The sequence below is a fragment of the Acinetobacter sp. NIPH 2699 genome (genome assembly GCF_022549355.1).
Classification (GTDB): domain Bacteria; phylum Pseudomonadota; class Gammaproteobacteria; order Pseudomonadales; family Moraxellaceae; genus Acinetobacter.
On record NZ_JAKZGL010000005.1, the window covers coordinates 226,039 to 244,408 of the forward strand.

Consider the following 18,370-nt stretch of genomic DNA (forward strand, 5'->3'; position numbering starts at 1 on the left):
ATGAAAAAAATGGTATTTACACTTTCTATAAGCCTCAGTTGCATCATGTTCTTGACCGCTTGTCACTCAACACTCAGGCCTACGATCTATGAAAACCCAGCGATTCAGAGTGCAGAGCAATATAAATATGCAGATTTGAAATGGGTTGAGATATCAACACTTTCAACCGAAAAGCAGGCATGGTGGGAAATTTACCATGACCCAATATTGTCAGGATTGGTACAGCAACTCAATCAGCAGAATCTAACCGTACAACAAGCTGAAGCACGATATCGACATGCAATTGCGTTGCTAGATGAACAAGGTGCAGCTTATTCGCCAACGTTGAATCTGGCGGCTGCTGCAAATCGTGGTGAAACCAAAAATCTTGGGACAAATCGCCAGTTTAGTAGCAATTTAACCGCCAGTTGGATACCTGATCTGTGGGGACGTGTTGCCAAAGCAGTTGAGGGGCAACAGGCTAATGTGCAGGCTTCGGCTGCGGATTTGGCTGCAATAAAGCTGAGCCAACAGTTACTAGCAGCGGATAGTTATTGGAATATTCGCTTGTACGATTCAAAACTTGATGTGCTTAAACAGACGCAACAGAGTTATGAACGTTCAGTACGCATTTTACAACAACAGTATCAAGCTGGCCTGATTGCACGTGCCGATGTGATCCAAGCAGAAACCCAGCTTAAGCAAGTGGTGACTCAGCAACTAGAAGTACAGCGTAACCGCTATTTACAAGAAAATATCTTGGCTGTTTTACTTGGGAAAAGTGTGGCTGAGTTTAATTTGAATAAAGCTGCTTATCAATTTAATACGCCGAAGATCCCCACACAGATTCCAAGTCGTCTCTTGAGCCAACGCCCCGATGTGATCCGTAGTGAACGGGAACTCGCTTTGACCCATGCCCAGCTTGGGTTAGCCCAAACCGCATGGTTGCCCGATATTAGCATTGGTCTGGATACTGCACTGAATAGTCAGGTATTTAGTACGCTATTTCAATCGCCTCAGTCGGTATGGTCGATTGGTATCAAAGCCATGGGTACGATATATGATGGTGGCAAACGCAACGCAGCGCTTAAACAGGCACAAGCCAATTATGAGGAAAAACTTGCAGCCTATAAACATGCTGTTTTGACGGGTTGGAAAGAAGTCGAAGATGGATTGATTCAGGCAACGAACTTTCAATTACAGCTTGAAGAACAACAGCAGCTTTTAAAGCTTTCAATTGAAAATGAGCGTGTTGCAACCCAACGCTATAAAGCAGGTTTGGTCAGTTATCTGGAAGTGGCAACCGCACAGAATTTGCGATTAGGTGCTGAAGAGCGCTTATTGGAGCTACAACAATCTCATATCAAAAATTCTGCTCAGTTGGTGGCCGCATTGGGGGGAGGAGTTGTAGCCCATGATTTACCCACAGCGAGATAAGATTCTGTTATTCTTTCTTGATTTTATAAATGATAATTATTATCATTTATGCATATCTTGTTTTTGAGTCGAATGATCGTGAACAAATCCTCTATGTTAGTTGATGAGTTATACAGAAACCATAGAGGTTGGCTACACCATTGGCTACGAAAAAAGATAGGAAACTCTGAGCAAGCTGCTGATTTAGTTCAAGATACATTTATTAAAATCTTACAAACACGTGATGAACTGCTTGGGATCAAAGAACCACGTGCTTATATCACTTCGATTGCAAAAAATTTACTGATTGATCAAGTCCGACGAAGAAGAATCGAGCAAGCCTATCTCGATGGTTTAAGTGAAATGGAATATATGTTAGATGCAGTTGCATCTCCAGAAGATCAAATGCAGATCATTCAAGCGATTAATCAACTATGCAAAGCTTTGGAAGCAGTATCTGAAAAAGCACAGCAGGCTTTTATCTTACATTATCTAGAAGGGTATACACATAAGGAAACGGCTGAGAAATTAGGCGTTTCTACAAAGATGATTCAGAAATATCTCGCCAGTTGCTTAGTGCAATGCTATCAAACCCGTATGGATATGGATGTTCTTGTATAAATGGCGACAGATAATAATCATCAGCTTGTGGAAGAAGCTGCGCAATGGATTGTTCAGCTAAGCTCTGACGATGACGATACTCGGCACAACGCTGAGCTACAGTTTAATCAGTGGAAGAAAAATAGTCCGCAGCACCAGCAAATCGCGACAGATATTGAACGATGCATCGGATCAATTCAAAAGTTATCACATAGTAACCCGCATAAAAAAATTGCAAAATCTGCGCTTAAAGCAGGACTTGGGTCTGGAAAGGTCTATAAAAATATAAGGGCTGGTAGTGCTTTTGCGATTGTATTCATGGCATTGGGCGGGGGCGTTTTATTCTTATCAGATACCTCTGTGCACTACATAAGCGCTGATATTCGGAGTGATTCTGCTCAATGGACAGCCCAAACATTACCAGATGGTTCCCATATCATTCTCCGTGGCAAAAGTGCAGTCAATATTGATTTTAAAGCAAACCAAAGAATCGTTGAATTGGTACAGGGACAAGTGTATGTCGATGTTGCCAAAGACCCAAATAGGTCTTTTATTGTAAAAACATCCCATGGACAAATACAGGCTCTTGGTACAGCGTTTAGCGTTGCTTATACACCTTCTGCAACTGAGTTGAAAATGCTGCATTCCAAGGTCAAAGTGCAAGCAACGCATCTGAAAACGAATCATCAGAACAGAGCAAGCCAAGCCATTGTGGACGCTGGGCAAGCGATGAGAATAGATCAGAATGGTTTAGAACGGCTTTCAACGCTTAATATTTATAATGAACAACAAAAATGGACCAAGCACCAACTCATGGTCGAAAATTTGCCACTCAATCAGGTATTGAAAGAATTGGATCAGAATTATAAAGGAAAAATTATTTTTAATGATTCAGCACTACGTGATATCCAAGTCAATGCGGTATTGCCACTTGATCAAACACAAGATGCACTAAAACTACTTGCAAGTGCATTTCCAAAGCTAAAGATATATCAAATTACGCCCTATCTTGTGATTGTGACTTCAAAGAAATAAAAAAATTAAAAATTTTGGTTCCACTTTTTCGATTCCTGTTCGTCATAGTAAATAGAAGCAATAAATTTGGATCATTTTAAGCAAGCATATTGAATGATTCTTATTTTTATTTACTGGGGTGGGTGTGATGGAAAAGTTAGGACATGGTCAAAAGCAGAATCGAAATCTATTTCAGCTCTCAAAGCTCGCACTTGCGATATATAGCATGGGTATTGGTGGACTGACATTACCTTTGCAGCATGCTTATGCCGAAACGCTAACTGTTAAATCCTATAATATTTCATCAGCTACGCTTGCCAATGTTTTAAATCAATTTGCCGAGCAGTCAGGAACTTCAATTGCAATCGATGCGCAGCAATTAAAAGGAAAAAATAGTTCAGGTCTAACAGGCAATTATTCTGTCGAGTCAGGTTTTCAGCATATTTTGATGAACACAGCGTTTTATGCTGTGAAAGTCGGGCAGGGCTATATGTTGGCTAAGAAAACATCACAACCTGCGATGACTCAGCCTAATCGTTCTGTAATTGCGGATACATCTCGAGCGCCAATGGATGAGGTCTCTGTCCGTTTGACCCCGCTTGTGGTCTATGGTCAAGAAGACCGTGATACGCAAGGATATAACAAGGTTTATGATGCAAACCATTCCTCCGTTTATGCTGGAAAAGAATATGTAGAACGTTTTAAAGGGACGAATCCAGCCGATGTATTACAAGGTATGGTGGGTGTCTACAGTGGCGATGCCCGAAATAGTGGGGCATTAGATCCAAGTGTACGAGGAGTGCAGGGCGTAGGTCGAGTGCCTTTGACCATCGATGGAACCGAACAGTCGATTGCGGTGTGGCGTGGCTACAATGGGGTGAATAACCGAAATTATATTGACCCAAACCTGATTGCTGGTATTGAAGTCATTAAAGGACCATCACTGGAACGCAATACCACAACTTCGGTGGGCGGTGGTGTGGTGGTCAAGACTTTAGAGGCGGATGATATTGTTCGTCCGGGTAAAACCTTTGGGGCAGAGTTAAAAGTAGAAGGCTCAACCAACTCGATTGATCCATCATTACCTGATATGAGTAAAATCGGTAAGAATTATAATGACACAACACCATGGATTGATGTGAATGGTGCAAAGTATGATCCTGATATTTATAAAAAGAATAGAACCAGAAATGATAATTCTAATTTTTCAGGGGATGATTTAGCAGGGCGACTTGCACTTGCAATGAAACAGGATAAATTTGATTTATTGGCTGTTTATGCTGTACGTGAACGTGGAAATTATTTTTCAGGTACACATGGGGCTGGCTATTATAAACGAGCGGAGCCGAGTGGTAGTCTAGATTTTATTCCTTACTTTGCACATGCCTATAAGCCTGGTGATGAAGTACCAAATACCTCAAGTCAAATGGAGTCTTGGTTATTTAAAGCAAACTATCGACCAACTGATGACCAAGCCCTAAAGCTGACTTATCGAGACACCAAAAATAGATTCGGCGAAATCATGCCTTCAAGAATTGATTGGGGATTAACACCCGATCTAGGTGTACCTCAATGGCCACTCAGTGATATACGCTCCAAAGCATATAGTTTGGAATACAAACTTAAGCCTGAGACCAATCAGTGGGTCGATTTCTATGCCAATATTTGGCAAACCGATACCGAAAGTCAGACCTATACGCGTGGTGGTTGGCCAACGACAATAGATTTTCGGGATAATCGAATTATTAATACCGCGGTCAGCCATTCTGATAATCGACGTCAGGGTGTCACTTTAAGTAATAAAACCCGATTCACAGACCAGCTAGATTTGACTTTAGGCGGAAGTTTCTTAAAAGAAAAACTCACTTCTGATGATATCTATGGTGAATTTGGTTCAAGCTACTCTTTATATCAGGCCTTACCGCGTGCAGGTCGACGTGAAGAAAAAACCTTTGATTTTAATTTTAATTATCGCCCATTGTCTTGGCTGAGCTTTGATGCAGGCATGCGCTATCGTTCTTATTGGGCTTTTGATGATTTCTTAAATAAAACTATACGTGATGGTGTTGATCCTGCGTTAAATCCGTTATTTACCAAGAAAAGCAAACTTAAAGAATACAGCTTTGAATATCTGACCATGCCTGAAAGTTATGATGCTCAGCAGCAACGTCTGCTGGATCGCTTTACACAACGGTATGCAGCGAGCAATCCTGATTGGGATGGTCAGTTAGAAACGGTACCTGCATCAGAAACGACTTTATATAGCCTCATTTGGACACAAAAAAACACGCTCACTTGGAAGGCAGATGAAAATGGTCATTTGGCTTTGACAGATAATCTATTGGATCAGCTTAATGCCTCTGGACAGAAATATGTTGTTGTTGGTAATGGCGATCTTAGTCCTGCTGTGATTGAACAAGTTCCGATTGAATCTGTAACTAAAGTCAAAGATAGTGGCTGGGCACCTCAGTTGAGTGCATCTATTCATTTGACTGAAAATAACCGACTCTATGCACGTTATGCCGAGGAATATCGCTTACCAAGCTTATTTGAAAGTACCGTGGGCTTTTCGGCGATGATGCCATATCAAGCGATTAAACCCGAACATGCCTTTAATTATGAAGTGGGTTATGTCTATGACATGCGTGATTGGTTAAGCTCGGCAAGGAATGCTGATATTAAGTTGGCGTATTACTACAACAAAACTAAAAATGTGATTGAGCGAAATCAAAATCTGATTTTTACCAATATGGATGAGCAAAAACTTTCAGGTCTAGAATTGCAAAGTCGTTTTGATAATGGTGCTTTCTTTACTGATCTAAGTTTGGCCTATAACCTCAAAAATGAAGTTTGTGACAGCAATAGTGCCATTAATAAAATGATTAACAGTGGCACCGTACAAACGGATCAAGGGATTCAATTCCGTGATGCATACCAACGTTGCGTCGATGATGGTTTCCCCAATGGCTATCTGGTGACCATGTCGACTCCTGAACTCAGTGCACATGCTTTATTTGGCGCACGTTTCTTTGATGAAGCGCTTGAACTAGGCACACGTGCAACCTTCTACAAAGGCTATGAAAGTCCGCTACGTAAAAATAATGACTCGGGTATCAACCAAGGCTATTACCTCAATGTTCCTCTCGCTTGGGATGATACGTGGATTTTCGATGCCTATGCGCGCTATCAAGTCGATCCCTATAACACGGTTGAATTTGTGGGGAACAACCTTTCAAACCAATTCTATATCGACCCTTTAACGCGGAGTGCAATGGCCGCACCTGGCCGTACCTTGAAAGTGAGCTGGACCACTAAGTTTTGACACAGAATTTAATTCCCACTTTTAAAGCAGCGGGAATTAGATAGGCGTAAATAATAAAATTGAATGATTATTATTTACAATAAAATGGAGCAATCTATTGAATTGACTGCTCATATAACTAAACAGATAACGATGTCGTTATCTTCATTGAAACAATAACTTAGCTTTGGAAAAATGGAGTAACAATAAATGAAAATCTCTCAACTGTTCATCGGTCTTGTTGCATGTTCTGCGGTGTTTGCTCATGCAGGTATTGATGGTGCTTCAAGTAACGAAGCAAATATCAAAATCGGTGCGGCTGCAAATGCCAGTCATCCGGGTGGCGCTGCTGCGCTATCAGTACAGGCCGCGGGAGCACCATATAACGCTTTCACAGGTTTTAGTTCCTTGAAAGGTTTGGCGCAGGCATTTGCTGCACAAGGCACAAGCAATAGCGATGTTACTGTGGGTACCAAGACTTTTAATATCTCTCATATTCCTGTATCGGCAATGCCACCTTCACATAGTGCTTTAGGTAATTTCAATTTTGGTCAGGTGGGTACACAGGAAGTTTATTTTGGTGAATGGTGGAAGGCTGGCGATACACCAGCAAGTGCGAGCCATACGGTTTATTACGCGGGTGATAATACCAATACAACTGTACCAACCGCAGGTACGGCAACGTATACCGTTGCAGGTATTAATGGTTCAGCAACCAATCTGTTAAGTGGTAATTTCACGGCTAACTTTGGTGCAGGTACTTTGGAAGGTTCATTAACTGGAACGGGTACAACTGTTTCAAACTTAACCTTGGATGGTGTGACATTTAACCCAGGAACTGCTGCATTTAATGGATTCGCAACGGCAAATGGAACAGCGGGCTTAAATGATTCAGGTCTTGTTCAGGGGCATTTCTTTGGTACCAATGCTGCTGCTTTAGCGGGTATCGCGAAGTTTGACAATGTCTCTTATAACACTGCATTTGGTGGTGCGAAGAACTAATTTTGGCAAAAGGAATCTACAGTTGTAGGTTCCTTTTGTTTTATGGCGTGATGATTTTAATTTTTGGTTTGCGGTAGATATGAAACGAACATTGCTGTGTTGTTTGGCTTTATGGGGGAGCTCATCGCTCTATGCAGATGATGATACGCAACTTCGCCTGAATCAAAGCTTAGATCAACATCGATTACAGCAACAGCATGAATTACAACAACAAGGGGTGATTCGTCGCACTGATGAACTCCCACGTATTGTGATCAATGGTCAAGTCTATGAGGTCGAGAAAAATCAAGATGATTTAGCAAAAGCTTTGTATTTGGCTGTCATGCAAAAGCAATGGGGCAATGCTGCGGTTTATCTAAAGCATTATCAACAATATGAAGGCTATGACCAAGCTTTGACTGATTTTGCCGAAGGGGCATTGGCGCGTGCTCAAGGAGAGCTCAAATTAGCAGAACAAAAATTTAAAAGCAGTTTAAATCAACAACCCAACAATCTTATTTGTGAGCTTGAGTTAGCGCGTGTGCTGTTTGAACAGCAGAAGAACAAAGAAGCAGCACGCCTTTTTACATCCATTCAGAGCAGGCTGGCACAAAGTGATCGTGCTGTGATACCAGCAGAGGTAGAGCAAACGGTCAATCTGTTTGTCAAAGCGCTTGATCAGCGTGACAACTGGCAAGGCAGCTTAGCCATTGGATCAACGTATGCCAGCAATCTGAATAGTTCTTCCGAACAAAGTAAAACCTGGATGCTTTATGGTGTGGATCAGGATGGCAATATGGTCATTCGAGAAATCACCCGTAGCAGTCCTAAGACTGAGTCTGCGGCAGGAATGGACTATGAAGCCAGTTTAATCAAGCGCTTTTCTATACACGGTAACCATGGGATTGCCTTACGCGGTTTGGCTTATGGGCAGTCTTATGACAATCATACCGATTACAATGAATCCACCCTGAATATTAATGCAGGCTATAGTTTTTTTGATCTAAAAAATCAAATAACGATTGCACCACTGTTTGAGCATAAACGTTATGCAAATGATGGCTTATATGATGCGTGGGGAGGACGTATTGAGTGGATGAGATTTGTTTCGGCTGATACAGCATTTAAGCTTGAAGCAGAAATTAAAGATCTTGATTATCACACCTATAAAACACTCAATGGGCAAGAGCATTCAGCATTGGCGACTTTTTGGAAAGTTTTGCCTGAGCAGTGGACACTATTTGGTGGATTGGATGTCCTTGATCGCTCGACACAAGAAAAATATTTAGCAGCCTATCAGCAACAAGGTGTTCGTTTCGGTCTGAGTAAACCGTGGGATATAGGCATTAACACAACGCTATTGAGTTCTTATCGTTGGCGTCAATTTGATCAATATGCAGAGGTCTTTCAGACACGTCGTCATGATTTTGAACAAAATTATACCTTTGTTGTGCAAATGCCACGCTTTCAGTTTTATGGCATGACCCCTAATTTAACCTATCGTTATAACCATAATAATAGCAATGTCGATTGGTTGTATTCCTATGACAAACATCATGTCAGCTTGAAACTTGAGCATCGGTTTTAGGAGATCATGATGAAATTAAAAAATCTATCTCCTCACTATAGAGAACAATTCAAAATCTCTACTGGATTGACACTGGATCATTTTGGGAAATGGGGTGTTGTATTTGCCGTGATGGTTTTGCATTTAATTGGATTATGGTTTTTAAGTCATTTAATTGAACCTTATACCCTTGCCAATTCACCCAAAGTGAATGCACTTAAAGTACATTTCATTTCAGTATCAAGTTCTGAACAACCGACACCTTATCCACCAGAAAAAAGAACTGTTGCAACGTCGCCAAAAGAACAAGGTTTGGATAAGCAACCTGTTTTAAATACATCAAGCGCTCAGCAAAAAGCAACTGAACAAACTCAAATACTCAGTAGTCGCAATGCTGATCGTGTGATCCAAGATAGCCAGCTTAGTAAAAGAACCCATAATGAGCCAGCTACCCCATCTAAAGCATCGGTGCTCCCATCTCTCAATGAAGATAAAACGACACCTAATCAAACGGTCGAGCAGCAATTAGAGCGCTTAAATCAAAGCCAAACCCCTTACAAACAACAGCAAGGAGAAAGCCAGTTAACCTCTGGTGGCATAAAAACATCTGCTTCACAGCAAGAACTTTCACGTTCACCAGACAGCCGAATCGACAATGATGAACCGGTACAAGTGAGTAGTGTCGATGTATTGAGTTTTGGACAACTTCGCTATGACGATCGTGAACTCAAGCAACAAAACCGTGTGGTTGAACTGCGTATTCGTATCAATGAAAACGGGCAACCCACCGATATCCAGTTACGCCAAAGCTCAGGGATCGCCAGTTTAGATGAACGGGTGATACAAGCTGCGCGTAAATCCAAATTTAAACCTTACAAAATTAACGGTCGAGCAGTGGCCGTTGTCGTGGAGTTTCCAGTACAACTTACACTGAGTCGAAATCGTTGAGCAATCAGTGATATCCATTTTAGGAGAAAGAAAATGAATGCAGCTACAGAACAAATGACCATCAATCATTTATCTCAGCGTTTAAAGCAAGAAACCGCAGCCGAACATGAACGTATGCATCAATTAATGGCACAGGCAGCCGTATTTTCGAGTAAAGAAAGATATGCACAATTCACCTTGTCACAATATTACTTTCAGCAAGAGATTGAGCACCTTTTTGAAAAAGAGGGGGTGGCTGAACTGATTCCAGATTTAGGGATTCGTGGACGTTCTCAGCAGGCATTTGAAGATTTGCAAGACTTAGGAATTCAACCGAGTGGTCAGCCCTTACACAGTAAAAATGTCGAGTTGCCTGAGGCATTGGGCTGGATTTATGTCTCTGAAGGTTCAACCTTGGGCGCTGCTTTTTTGTTTAAAGAAGCGCAAAAAAACTTGGGTTTCTCTGAAACATTTGCTGCTCGTAATCTTGCCGCTTATCCAGAGGGCCGTGCCAAAGTATGGAAACGATTTGTACAGGCATTAGATGAAACGGGTTTTGATCAAACTCAGCAAGATCGCGTCATTCAAGGTGCACTCGATGCATTTGGGTACTTTGGCAATGCACTCAGCAGATTAGATGAATTGCACTGATTACATGATGCATAACGAGGTAGGGGAAATATGGATCACACCGACAACAAATTAAATATAGCGCTTTCTTCACCATTAAAAGCAGAGAGCAAACTTGCTCGTACGATTTGGTGGCGAATGCTCTTTATCGGTCTCGCTTGGTTATGCATCGGATTAGGAATACTGGGGATTTTTACTCCTGGTTTACCGACTGTCGATTTTATTTTATTGGCGGTGTTTTTTGCAGCTAGAGGTTCTGAAAGACTACATCAATGGCTGTTGAATCATCGTTTTATTGGACCAATTGTAAAAGAGTGGCGGGAAAATCGTCGCATCCCTAAAAAAGCAAAATATATGTCCAGCATCAGTATGACCGTCGCGGCGGGGCTGATGATCTGGACGATTCCTCACCCTTGGTTTGTCTATCCTGCTATAGCATGCATGCTGGTTGTGCTGATCTGGATGTGGAGGAAATAATTAACATACATGGATTCTAGTCATCATGGATCTCGCTACATGGGTGAACGAGACCTTAGTTTTCGCCTTGTTCTGTGGGCAGATACACAGGGGACATTTGTCGCGCATCGATTTCCTCACCGCAGCAGTCACACCTAAGCGCGGGCTTAGTGACATTGCCACAACTTTTATGTAGATAGCGGAGTTCTTGGAATTCTTTATTTTCATTTTGCCACAGATTTCCCCAGCCACTCATGGTGACAAGGATTGGATAAAGTGCCAGTCCCTTTTCTGTCAGTCTATATTCATAACGTTTCGGTGCTTCATGATAGAGAACTTTTTCAAAAATATTGTTTTCTACCAGACGATTGATTCGTTCAGTTAATAAATGACGGGTAATACCCAATTGATTTTGAAAGTCGTCAAAACGTCGAGTTTTCATAAAGGCATTACGAATAATCAGCAAGGTCCAGCGATCACCAAAGATAGACAAAGTTCTTGCTATCGGGCAATTCATTTCACCGAGTTCACGCCATTTCATTGCAGACCCCATCTATTTATCTTTACAGGAACAAGGCTGTCATTTTAGGACAACTTGAGCCATTAAGACATCCTCTTTATTGACAATATATCTTAGCATCGTTATTTTGATTATATAAGTTCCTTTTTGGAACTTATTATTTTAAGATAAACTTTTTTGAGGTGAGTCATGTCTATATCCGTGTTGAAAGAAAAAACAAAACAAAAAACACCTGCATCATTCCCTGTACGCCGTATGGATTATGAGTTTGCAGATATGCCGAAGTATTGGTGTAATAATGAACCTACGTTTACTCATTATTTCACGGGGTTATCGACGCTATTTCCTGAGGGTGAATCCTACTTTGTGCGATCAGTCCGTGCTTTGCGAGGACAGATCAAAGAGAATGAGCAATTAGATCGTGATATTGGTGCATTTATTGGTCAAGAAGCGATGCATTCCAAAGAGCACCATGCGTTTCACCTCAGTGCTCAAAAATATGGTTTAGACCCTGAATCATTAGAAAAAATTACAGGGATTCTTCTAAAAGCGATTGAAAACACTTTCCCTAAAAAATGGAATTTATTGGTCACCGTAGGGCTAGAACATTACACCGCAGTGCTGGTGGTGGAAATGATGAAAAATGTCAATGAATTGATGACAGATGAAACCATTCGTAACCTCTGGTTATGGCATAGTGTTGAGGAAACAGAACATAAAGCCGTTGCTTACGATATGTATCAATATTTGTATGGTCAAGGTCTGACAGCTTATATCCCTAGAGTTGCGATTTTTACTTTGAGTCTCGCTTTGATCACACTCATGTCGAATGTCTATCAAGTGATGCTAATGTCTAGAGATAAACAATTACTGAATCTGAAATCTTGGGCAAAATTTGCTGGGTTTACCGTACAGGCATATCGAAAGCTGGTACCACAATTTTTCTCTTATTATCGTTTTAACTTTCATCCAAATGATACGGATGAGTCTGAAATTGTTGCACAAACCAAAATAAAAATTGGTTTGTCTCCTGAACAATCAACCTTTATTCATTAAAAAATATTTTTTCCCATTAGACAGGTAATACGTATGAATCCATTAAATATGACTGGTTTAGAAATCATGACAGCCTTTTGTAACGGTCTCTTTCCAGCACCAGGAATTGCTAAAACGATACCAATGCAGCCTGTTGAGGTGGAGCACGGACGGATTGTATTTAGTGCGATTGCAGATGAACGTCATACTAACCCGCTAGGTGGTGTGCATGGTGGTTTTGCCGCGACGGTTTTAGACTCAGTGACAGGCTGTGCATCACATACTGTGCTGGCGGCAGGTGAGGGTTATGGCACCACAGATTTAAATATCAAGATGTGTCGTCCTATTCCGTTTAATACCAAACTGATTGCTGAAGGAAAAGTGATCAACGTGGGGCGTAACTTGATCATATCTGAAGGCTATATACGTGATGAAGCGGGTAAGTTGTATGCACATGCCACGGCCACCAATATGATTATTCGTGCTTAGTAAAGAGATATGGCACATCGTTTCTAGGTGATATGCTTCTCAGCAGGAGCATATTACTTTTAATTATTTAGGCTCCCTACATATCGAATTCAGTACAAATAGCATCCTCATTTTATAGGGAATAAGAATGAAAAATTCAGTGGTGTTACATCAATGGGAAATTTCACCATTTTGCCAGAAAGTCGCCAGAATGTTGCGGTTCAAAGAGATTCCATTTGAAACCGTAAACTACAATGGTGTTCTTGGTGCAAAAGTTCCCATGCTCAGTAAAGTCGGTAAAGTACCGGTATTAGATATTCATGGTCAACGTATTCAAGATAGTACCCGTATTGCACGTTATCTCGATGAGGCTTATCCAGATTCACCAAGATTATATCCGACTGATCCATTGCAAAAGGCTTATGTCGAACTTTGGGAAGATTGGGCAGACGAGTTGTTGTATTTCTATGAGGTGCATTTTCGAGTCAGTGATGCCGATGCCTTAAATCATGCTGTTGCAATCAGTGCCGCAGGTCGTCCCAAGCATGAAGTATTTTTGATGAAACCTTTATTGAAATCAGCCCTGAATTTTCAGCTCAAAATGCAAGGTACTGGACGTATGGCAAAAGCAGATATCGAGGCTGAGTTTATTCGTCATTTGCAACGTATTGAACTGGTATTAGGCTCTACAGGTTGGTTAGTTGGCGATCGTAAAACGGTGGCAGATATTGCTGTTGGTTCACAGCTTTTAGAGGTTATCCGAACCAGTAAAGTCTGGGGCGCAAAAATTAATAGCTATTCTAATATTGCAGCTTGGATAAAACAGATATGAGTACCCGAGTCGCTGTTGTCGTTGGAGTCGGGGCAGAGCAAGGGATTGGGGCTGCTGTATCACGGCGCTTTGCTCAATCTGGTCTAAAGGTCTATGTCGTAGGACGAACGCTCAATAAATTACAAGCAGTGACTCAAACTATTGATGAACAAGGTGGGAATGCTGTCGCTTATTGTTTAGATGCCGAAAATGATCAACAGATTCAATCTTTATTTGACATGATCATTGCAAATAATGAACAGCTAGAAGTTGTTGCTCATAATGTGGGTGGCAATATTCCATCCTTGTTTTTAAAAACGCAGTTGTCCTTTTTCTCAAAAATGTGGCGCTCGACTTTTTTGTCTGCTTATTTGGTTTCGCAGTCTTGTTTGAAGACTTTTGAACAGCAACAAAAAGGAACTCTGATTTTCACAGGTGCGAGTGCATCGATGCGCGGCAAACCATTTTTTGCTGCATTTACCATGGGTAAATCAGCATTACGTGCTTATGCACATAATTTAGCAACTCTGTATAAGTCGAAGAATATACATATTGCACATGTAATCGTTGATGGCATGGTCGATGGAGATCGAGTCAATAAAGCCTTATTTGGACTTGGGCGTTTAGCAAGATTAACGCGTGGTACTGGTGGCTTAAATATCGAGGCAATTGCAGATAATTATTTAATGTTATACCAGCAAAGTCATGACTTATGGACACATGAACTCGATCTACGTCCGTATCAGGAGCGATTCTAGGATGAACAATATCATCACGCAGTTCTTTCGGCGTCAGTCAAAACGACAAGGGTGTATTGTTGTTATAGGTGATGATGTACATCATCTTAGTCAAGCTGGTATCGAGCAGAGTAAGCAAAAACAATTGCATGTTTATCAAGTCTTACATGATGCTAAACATACTTCAATACAGATTGAATGTCAGCGTTCAGCGCTTACGACGGTGTATTTAAATTTAGTCAATCCTGTGGCATTAAAAAGCTTGATGCAGCACATCCGACAGCAAGCACATCACATTGAACTTTGTATATTTCAACCCAGTTTTAAAGGGTTAGATGAAGAAGTTATCTTTTCTACTCAACAGGTTGAGTTACAGTGGCAAAACACGGGACTAAGTGCGGTCAGTATTTCACAAATCATCATTAAGCATATGCTGGCACAGCGGCAAGGCACATTCATTTTTCTTGGTCTGCAAGATACAGCATTATCAAATGCTGATCTTCTCGCTCAAAGTATGTTTGCGAGTATTCGGGCATTATCACAGTCTTTGGCAAGAGAGTTTCACCCTAAGGGGATTCATGTTGCCTATTGTATGCTGGAAAAATGGGACAGTCAGAATCAGCCATTAATGAAATCTATTGATCATCTTTGTTGGCATATTCACACACAACCCAACTCAACTTGGAGTCAGGAAGTGAGTATCGGGAGGCTTTAAATTTTATAAGTCGATAATAAAATACTGGTCTCACTATTATAAATACCCGAAATGTTTCGGATTCTCTCTAGAGCCTTATCGAAATTCTCTAAACTATCTGATTGAAGTTCTACCAAAATATCCCACTTCCCGTTGGTGGTATGTAGGCGTTCAACCGCTGATTCTAAGCGTAATTCACGAATCACAGCCTGTGCTTTGGTTCCCTCAACCATAATGCTCATCCATGCGCGAATGATATTTTTCTCTGCATTTGGACGGAAACGTACGGTATATCCTGTAATGATACCTGTTGATTCCATGTATTCAATACGCTTCTGCACGGTTGCTCTCGATACCCGAGTTTTAGCAGCCAAATCTGTAATCGACATCCGTGCATTGTCTTTCAGTAATCCTAAGAGAATATGATCAATATTGTTCATTTTGATATTTACTATGAGCAGATTGCTAAAAAATAATTCATTTTAGTCAGAAAAACAAATTTTATGAATCATTTTGATTCTTAATAATAATGAATATACCAAGCCTCAAACATTTTACTCAATCTCATGCAGTTGAATGTTCATCAAGGACGAAGGGGTGAAAAGGAAACCCTGAATAAAAGGGAATCTGTAAATAACAGGGACAATTGATTAATTAAGGAACAGATGATGTCTTTATCATATACGGATCAAAATAGCGGTGCTTGGCAAACTTATCTCACTCAAATTGATCGAGTGACACCTTATTTAGATGCAGATCTCAGCAATTTTGTGAATACGCTGAAACGCCCAAAACGAACTCTAATCGTGGATGTGCCGATTGTGATGGATGATGGAAGCATTCGTCATTTTGAGGGATATCGCGTACAGCACAACTTGTCGCGTGGTCCGGGTAAAGGCGGTATCCGCTACCATCATGATGTTGAGCTGAATGAAGTGATGGCGCTATCTGCTTGGATGACGATTAAAACCGCTGTACTTAATCTGCCATTTGGTGGTGCCAAAGGTGGTGTCCGTGTCAATCCCAAAGAACTTTCACCACGTGAATTAGAGCGTTTAACCCGCCGTTTTACCAGTGAAATTAGTTCAATTATTGGTCCTCAAATTGATATTCCTGCACCCGATGTCGGTACAAATGCCAATATCATGGGCTGGATGATGGACACCTATTCAAGTATCAAAGGTCATACCGTAACAGGTGTGGTGACTGGTAAACCTGTACATTTAGGTGGTTCGCTCGGGCGTGTTCGTGCCACAGGTCGTGGTGTGTTTGTGACGGGTTTAGAAGTCGCCAAGAAAATTAATCTCACTGTATCCGGTAGTAAAGTTGCTGTTCAGGGCTTTGGTAATGTCGGGAACGAAGCGGCTTATTTGTTTAGCCATGCGGGTGCAAAAATTGTCTGTGTGCAAGATCACACCGGTACAATTTTTAATGCAGAAGGCTTAAACGTCAAAGCATTACAAAAGCATGTTGTAGAACAAGGTGGTGTGATGGGCTTTGCTGATGCCACCGTGATTGCGGATGAAGCGTTTTGGGATGTCGAGATGGATATTCTGATTCCTGCGGCATTGGAAGGTCAGATTACCGTTGAACGTGCACAAAAGCTAAAGGCCAAAATCGTGCTTGAAGGTGCCAATGGTCCAACGTATCCAGAAGCAGATGATGTTTTTATTGAGCGCAACATCATTGTTGTTCCTGATGTCATTTGTAACGCAGGTGGTGTGACCGTCAGTTATTTTGAGTGGGTTCAAGATATGGCGAGTTACTTCTGGACGGAAGATGAGATCAATGAACGCCTCGATAAATTAATGATTCAAGCCACTGCGGATGTCTGGGAAATCGCCCAACATAAAGTATGTAGTCTACGTACAGCCGCTTATATTCTGGCCTGCGAACGTATTCTAAAAGCGCGTAAAGAACGCGGTATTTTCCCGGGATAAATTCAAGACCTCAGCTTAAAACTGGGCTGTTAAACATCTAAACAGCCCAACGATCAAACAGGAAGTGAGTAAATAAAAATGAGTAATGTCGCGATTACACGTAGCAATTTTAATGATTGGATGGTTCCCGTTTTTGCGCCAGCAAATTTCATTTTAGTGCGTGGTGAAGGCTCTCGTCTGTGGGATCAAAATGAGAAAGAGTATATTGATTTTGCAGGTGGAATTGCAGTCAATGCGCTAGGTCATGCCCATCCTGTTGCAGTCAATGCACTCACTGAACAAGCGCAAAAGCTTTGGCATGTTGGCAATGGTTATACCAATGAGCCTGTATTGGGTCTTGCGAAGCAATTGGTTGAAAGTACCTTTGCAGACAAAGTGTTTTTCTGTAACTCAGGTGCAGAAGCCAACGAAGCAGCGTTAAAACTGGCGCGTAAAGTTGGCTTATTAAGCGGTAATCCGAAAAAGAAGCATATCGTTGCATTTAAAAATGCCTTTCATGGTCGCACTTTATTTACCGTGACCGCAGGCGGTCAACCGAAATATTCTCAAGATTTTGCACCATTGCCAGAAGGCATTGAACATACTGCATTCAATGATTTGGAGGCTGCAAAAGCAGTCATCACCGAAGATACCTGTGCGGTGATTGTTGAACCAATTCAGGGGGAAGGTGGTGTTGTTCCTGCTGATCTTGAGTTCTTAAAAGGTTTGCGTGACCTCTGTGATGAAAAAGGCGCAGTGCTGATTTTTGACGAAGTGCAAACTGGTGTTGGTCGTACAGGTTCACTTTACGCTTATATGAATACAGGCGTGACACCTGACATTTTGACCACAGCAAAAGCACTCGGTGGTGGTTTTCCAATTGGTGCCATGATCACCACGGATAAATACGCCAACATGTTTGTTGTCGGTGATCACGGTACAACTTATGGTGGCAATCCATTGGCATCTGCGGTGGCGGCAGCGGTATTTGGATTTATCAATACCCCAGAAGTTTTAGACGGTGTGAAACAACGTCATCAGTATTTTGTCGATGCTTTAAATAAAATCAACGCTGAATATGATCTGTTTAAAGAAATTCGTGGGCAGGGCTTATTGATTGGTTGTGTACTCAAAGATGAATATGCAGGCAAAGCCAAAAATATCGTGACCCTAGCGGGTGAAGAAAGTCTTTTAGCCTTGGTTGCGGGCGCTGACGTGGTGCGTTTTACCCCCTCACTGATTATTCCAAAAGAAGATATTGATGAAGGTCTAAACCGTTTTGCTCGTGCTTTAGCACGCCTCTAAATCTTTAGTG

18 protein-coding genes are annotated in these 18,370 nt (G+C 41.4%); 16 read left to right on the forward strand and 2 right to left on the reverse strand.

Features of this window, described 5'->3' with window-relative positions; all coding sequences use genetic code 11:
* From MMP72_RS07560 to MMP72_RS07600, 9 genes are all read left to right on the forward strand, one after another.
* Complete coding sequence (locus tag MMP72_RS07560; protein WP_241316004.1) at nucleotides 1–1,416, forward strand: efflux transporter outer membrane subunit; 1,416 nt, start codon at nucleotides 1–3, stop codon at nucleotides 1,414–1,416.
* Nucleotides 1,417–1,494: 78 nt separating this feature from the next.
* Nucleotides 1,495–2,016, forward strand: coding sequence for a sigma-70 family RNA polymerase sigma factor (locus MMP72_RS07565; RefSeq protein ID WP_241316006.1), 522 nt, complete (start codon nucleotides 1,495–1,497; stop codon nucleotides 2,014–2,016).
* Nucleotides 2,017–3,030: a FecR domain-containing protein gene (locus MMP72_RS07570; RefSeq protein ID WP_241316008.1), complete on the forward strand. Its 1,014-nt coding sequence runs from the start codon at nucleotides 2,017–2,019 to the stop codon at nucleotides 3,028–3,030.
* A 127-nt stretch (nucleotides 3,031–3,157) separates the two neighbouring features.
* Nucleotides 3,158–6,331 carry a TonB-dependent receptor gene (locus MMP72_RS07575; RefSeq protein ID WP_277606345.1) on the forward strand — a complete coding sequence of 1,058 codons (3,174 nt, stop codon included), beginning with the start codon at nucleotides 3,158–3,160 and terminating at the stop codon, nucleotides 6,329–6,331.
* Between the two features lie 189 nt (nucleotides 6,332–6,520).
* Nucleotides 6,521–7,312: a Slam-dependent surface lipoprotein gene (locus tag MMP72_RS07580; RefSeq protein ID WP_241316009.1), complete on the forward strand. Its 792-nt coding sequence runs from the start codon at nucleotides 6,521–6,523 to the stop codon at nucleotides 7,310–7,312.
* A 79-nt stretch (nucleotides 7,313–7,391) separates the two neighbouring features.
* Nucleotides 7,392–8,879 carry a surface lipoprotein assembly modifier gene (locus MMP72_RS07585; protein ID WP_241316011.1) on the forward strand — a complete coding sequence of 496 codons (1,488 nt, stop codon included), beginning with the start codon at nucleotides 7,392–7,394 and terminating at the stop codon, nucleotides 8,877–8,879.
* A 9-nt stretch (nucleotides 8,880–8,888) separates the two neighbouring features.
* Complete coding sequence (locus MMP72_RS07590; RefSeq protein ID WP_241316013.1) at nucleotides 8,889–9,806, forward strand: TonB family protein; 918 nt, start codon at nucleotides 8,889–8,891, stop codon at nucleotides 9,804–9,806.
* A 33-nt stretch (nucleotides 9,807–9,839) separates the two neighbouring features.
* A complete protein-coding gene (locus MMP72_RS07595; protein WP_241316015.1) occupies nucleotides 9,840–10,436 on the forward strand; it encodes a biliverdin-producing heme oxygenase in 597 nt (198 codons plus the stop codon).
* A gap of 30 nt (nucleotides 10,437–10,466) precedes the next feature.
* Complete coding sequence (locus MMP72_RS07600) at nucleotides 10,467–10,892, forward strand: YbaN family protein (RefSeq protein ID WP_241316017.1); 426 nt, start codon at nucleotides 10,467–10,469, stop codon at nucleotides 10,890–10,892.
* A 55-nt stretch (nucleotides 10,893–10,947) separates the two neighbouring features.
* Here the strand turns inward: MMP72_RS07600 and MMP72_RS07605 are convergent, their stop codons facing one another.
* Complete coding sequence (locus MMP72_RS07605; RefSeq protein WP_241316019.1) at nucleotides 10,948–11,412, reverse strand: helix-turn-helix domain-containing protein; 465 nt, start codon at nucleotides 11,410–11,412, stop codon at nucleotides 10,948–10,950.
* Between the two features lie 168 nt (nucleotides 11,413–11,580).
* On the opposite strand from MMP72_RS07605, the gene MMP72_RS07610 reads away from it, so the two are divergent.
* From MMP72_RS07610 to MMP72_RS07630, 5 genes are all read left to right on the forward strand, one after another.
* The gene (locus tag MMP72_RS07610; RefSeq protein WP_241316021.1) at nucleotides 11,581–12,447 is read left to right on the forward strand and encodes a metal-dependent hydrolase; all 867 of its coding nucleotides are present in this window, start codon (nucleotides 11,581–11,583) and stop codon (nucleotides 12,445–12,447) included.
* Nucleotides 12,448–12,480: 33 nt separating this feature from the next.
* Nucleotides 12,481–12,915, forward strand: coding sequence for a PaaI family thioesterase (locus MMP72_RS07615; RefSeq protein WP_241316023.1), 435 nt, complete (start codon nucleotides 12,481–12,483; stop codon nucleotides 12,913–12,915).
* A 127-nt stretch (nucleotides 12,916–13,042) separates the two neighbouring features.
* Nucleotides 13,043–13,726, forward strand: coding sequence for a glutathione S-transferase family protein (locus MMP72_RS07620; RefSeq protein WP_241316025.1), 684 nt, complete (start codon nucleotides 13,043–13,045; stop codon nucleotides 13,724–13,726).
* Nucleotides 13,723–14,463, forward strand: a complete 741-nt coding sequence (locus MMP72_RS07625) for an SDR family NAD(P)-dependent oxidoreductase (RefSeq protein WP_241316027.1) — start codon at nucleotides 13,723–13,725, stop codon at nucleotides 14,461–14,463. The genes MMP72_RS07620 and MMP72_RS07625 overlap by 4 nt, the downstream gene beginning before the upstream one ends.
* A gap of 1 nt (nucleotide 14,464) precedes the next feature.
* Complete coding sequence (locus tag MMP72_RS07630) at nucleotides 14,465–15,157, forward strand: oxidoreductase (protein WP_241316029.1); 693 nt, start codon at nucleotides 14,465–14,467, stop codon at nucleotides 15,155–15,157.
* On the opposite strand, the gene MMP72_RS07635 is transcribed toward MMP72_RS07630, so the two are convergent.
* Nucleotides 15,154–15,576: an Lrp/AsnC family transcriptional regulator gene (locus MMP72_RS07635; RefSeq protein ID WP_241316031.1), complete on the reverse strand. Its 423-nt coding sequence runs from the start codon at nucleotides 15,574–15,576 to the stop codon at nucleotides 15,154–15,156. The two genes, MMP72_RS07630 and MMP72_RS07635, sit on opposite strands and share 4 nt — an antisense overlap.
* A gap of 225 nt (nucleotides 15,577–15,801) precedes the next feature.
* Between MMP72_RS07635 and MMP72_RS07640 the strand changes: the two genes are divergently transcribed.
* The gene (locus MMP72_RS07640) at nucleotides 15,802–17,076 is read left to right on the forward strand and encodes a Glu/Leu/Phe/Val dehydrogenase (protein WP_241316033.1); all 1,275 of its coding nucleotides are present in this window, start codon (nucleotides 15,802–15,804) and stop codon (nucleotides 17,074–17,076) included.
* 78 nt (nucleotides 17,077–17,154) lie between these two features.
* On the forward strand, nucleotides 17,155–18,360 hold the full coding sequence (locus tag MMP72_RS07645) for an aspartate aminotransferase family protein (protein ID WP_241316035.1): 1,206 nt from the start codon (nucleotides 17,155–17,157) through the stop codon (nucleotides 18,358–18,360).
* Nucleotides 18,361–18,370: the final 10 nt, after the last annotated feature.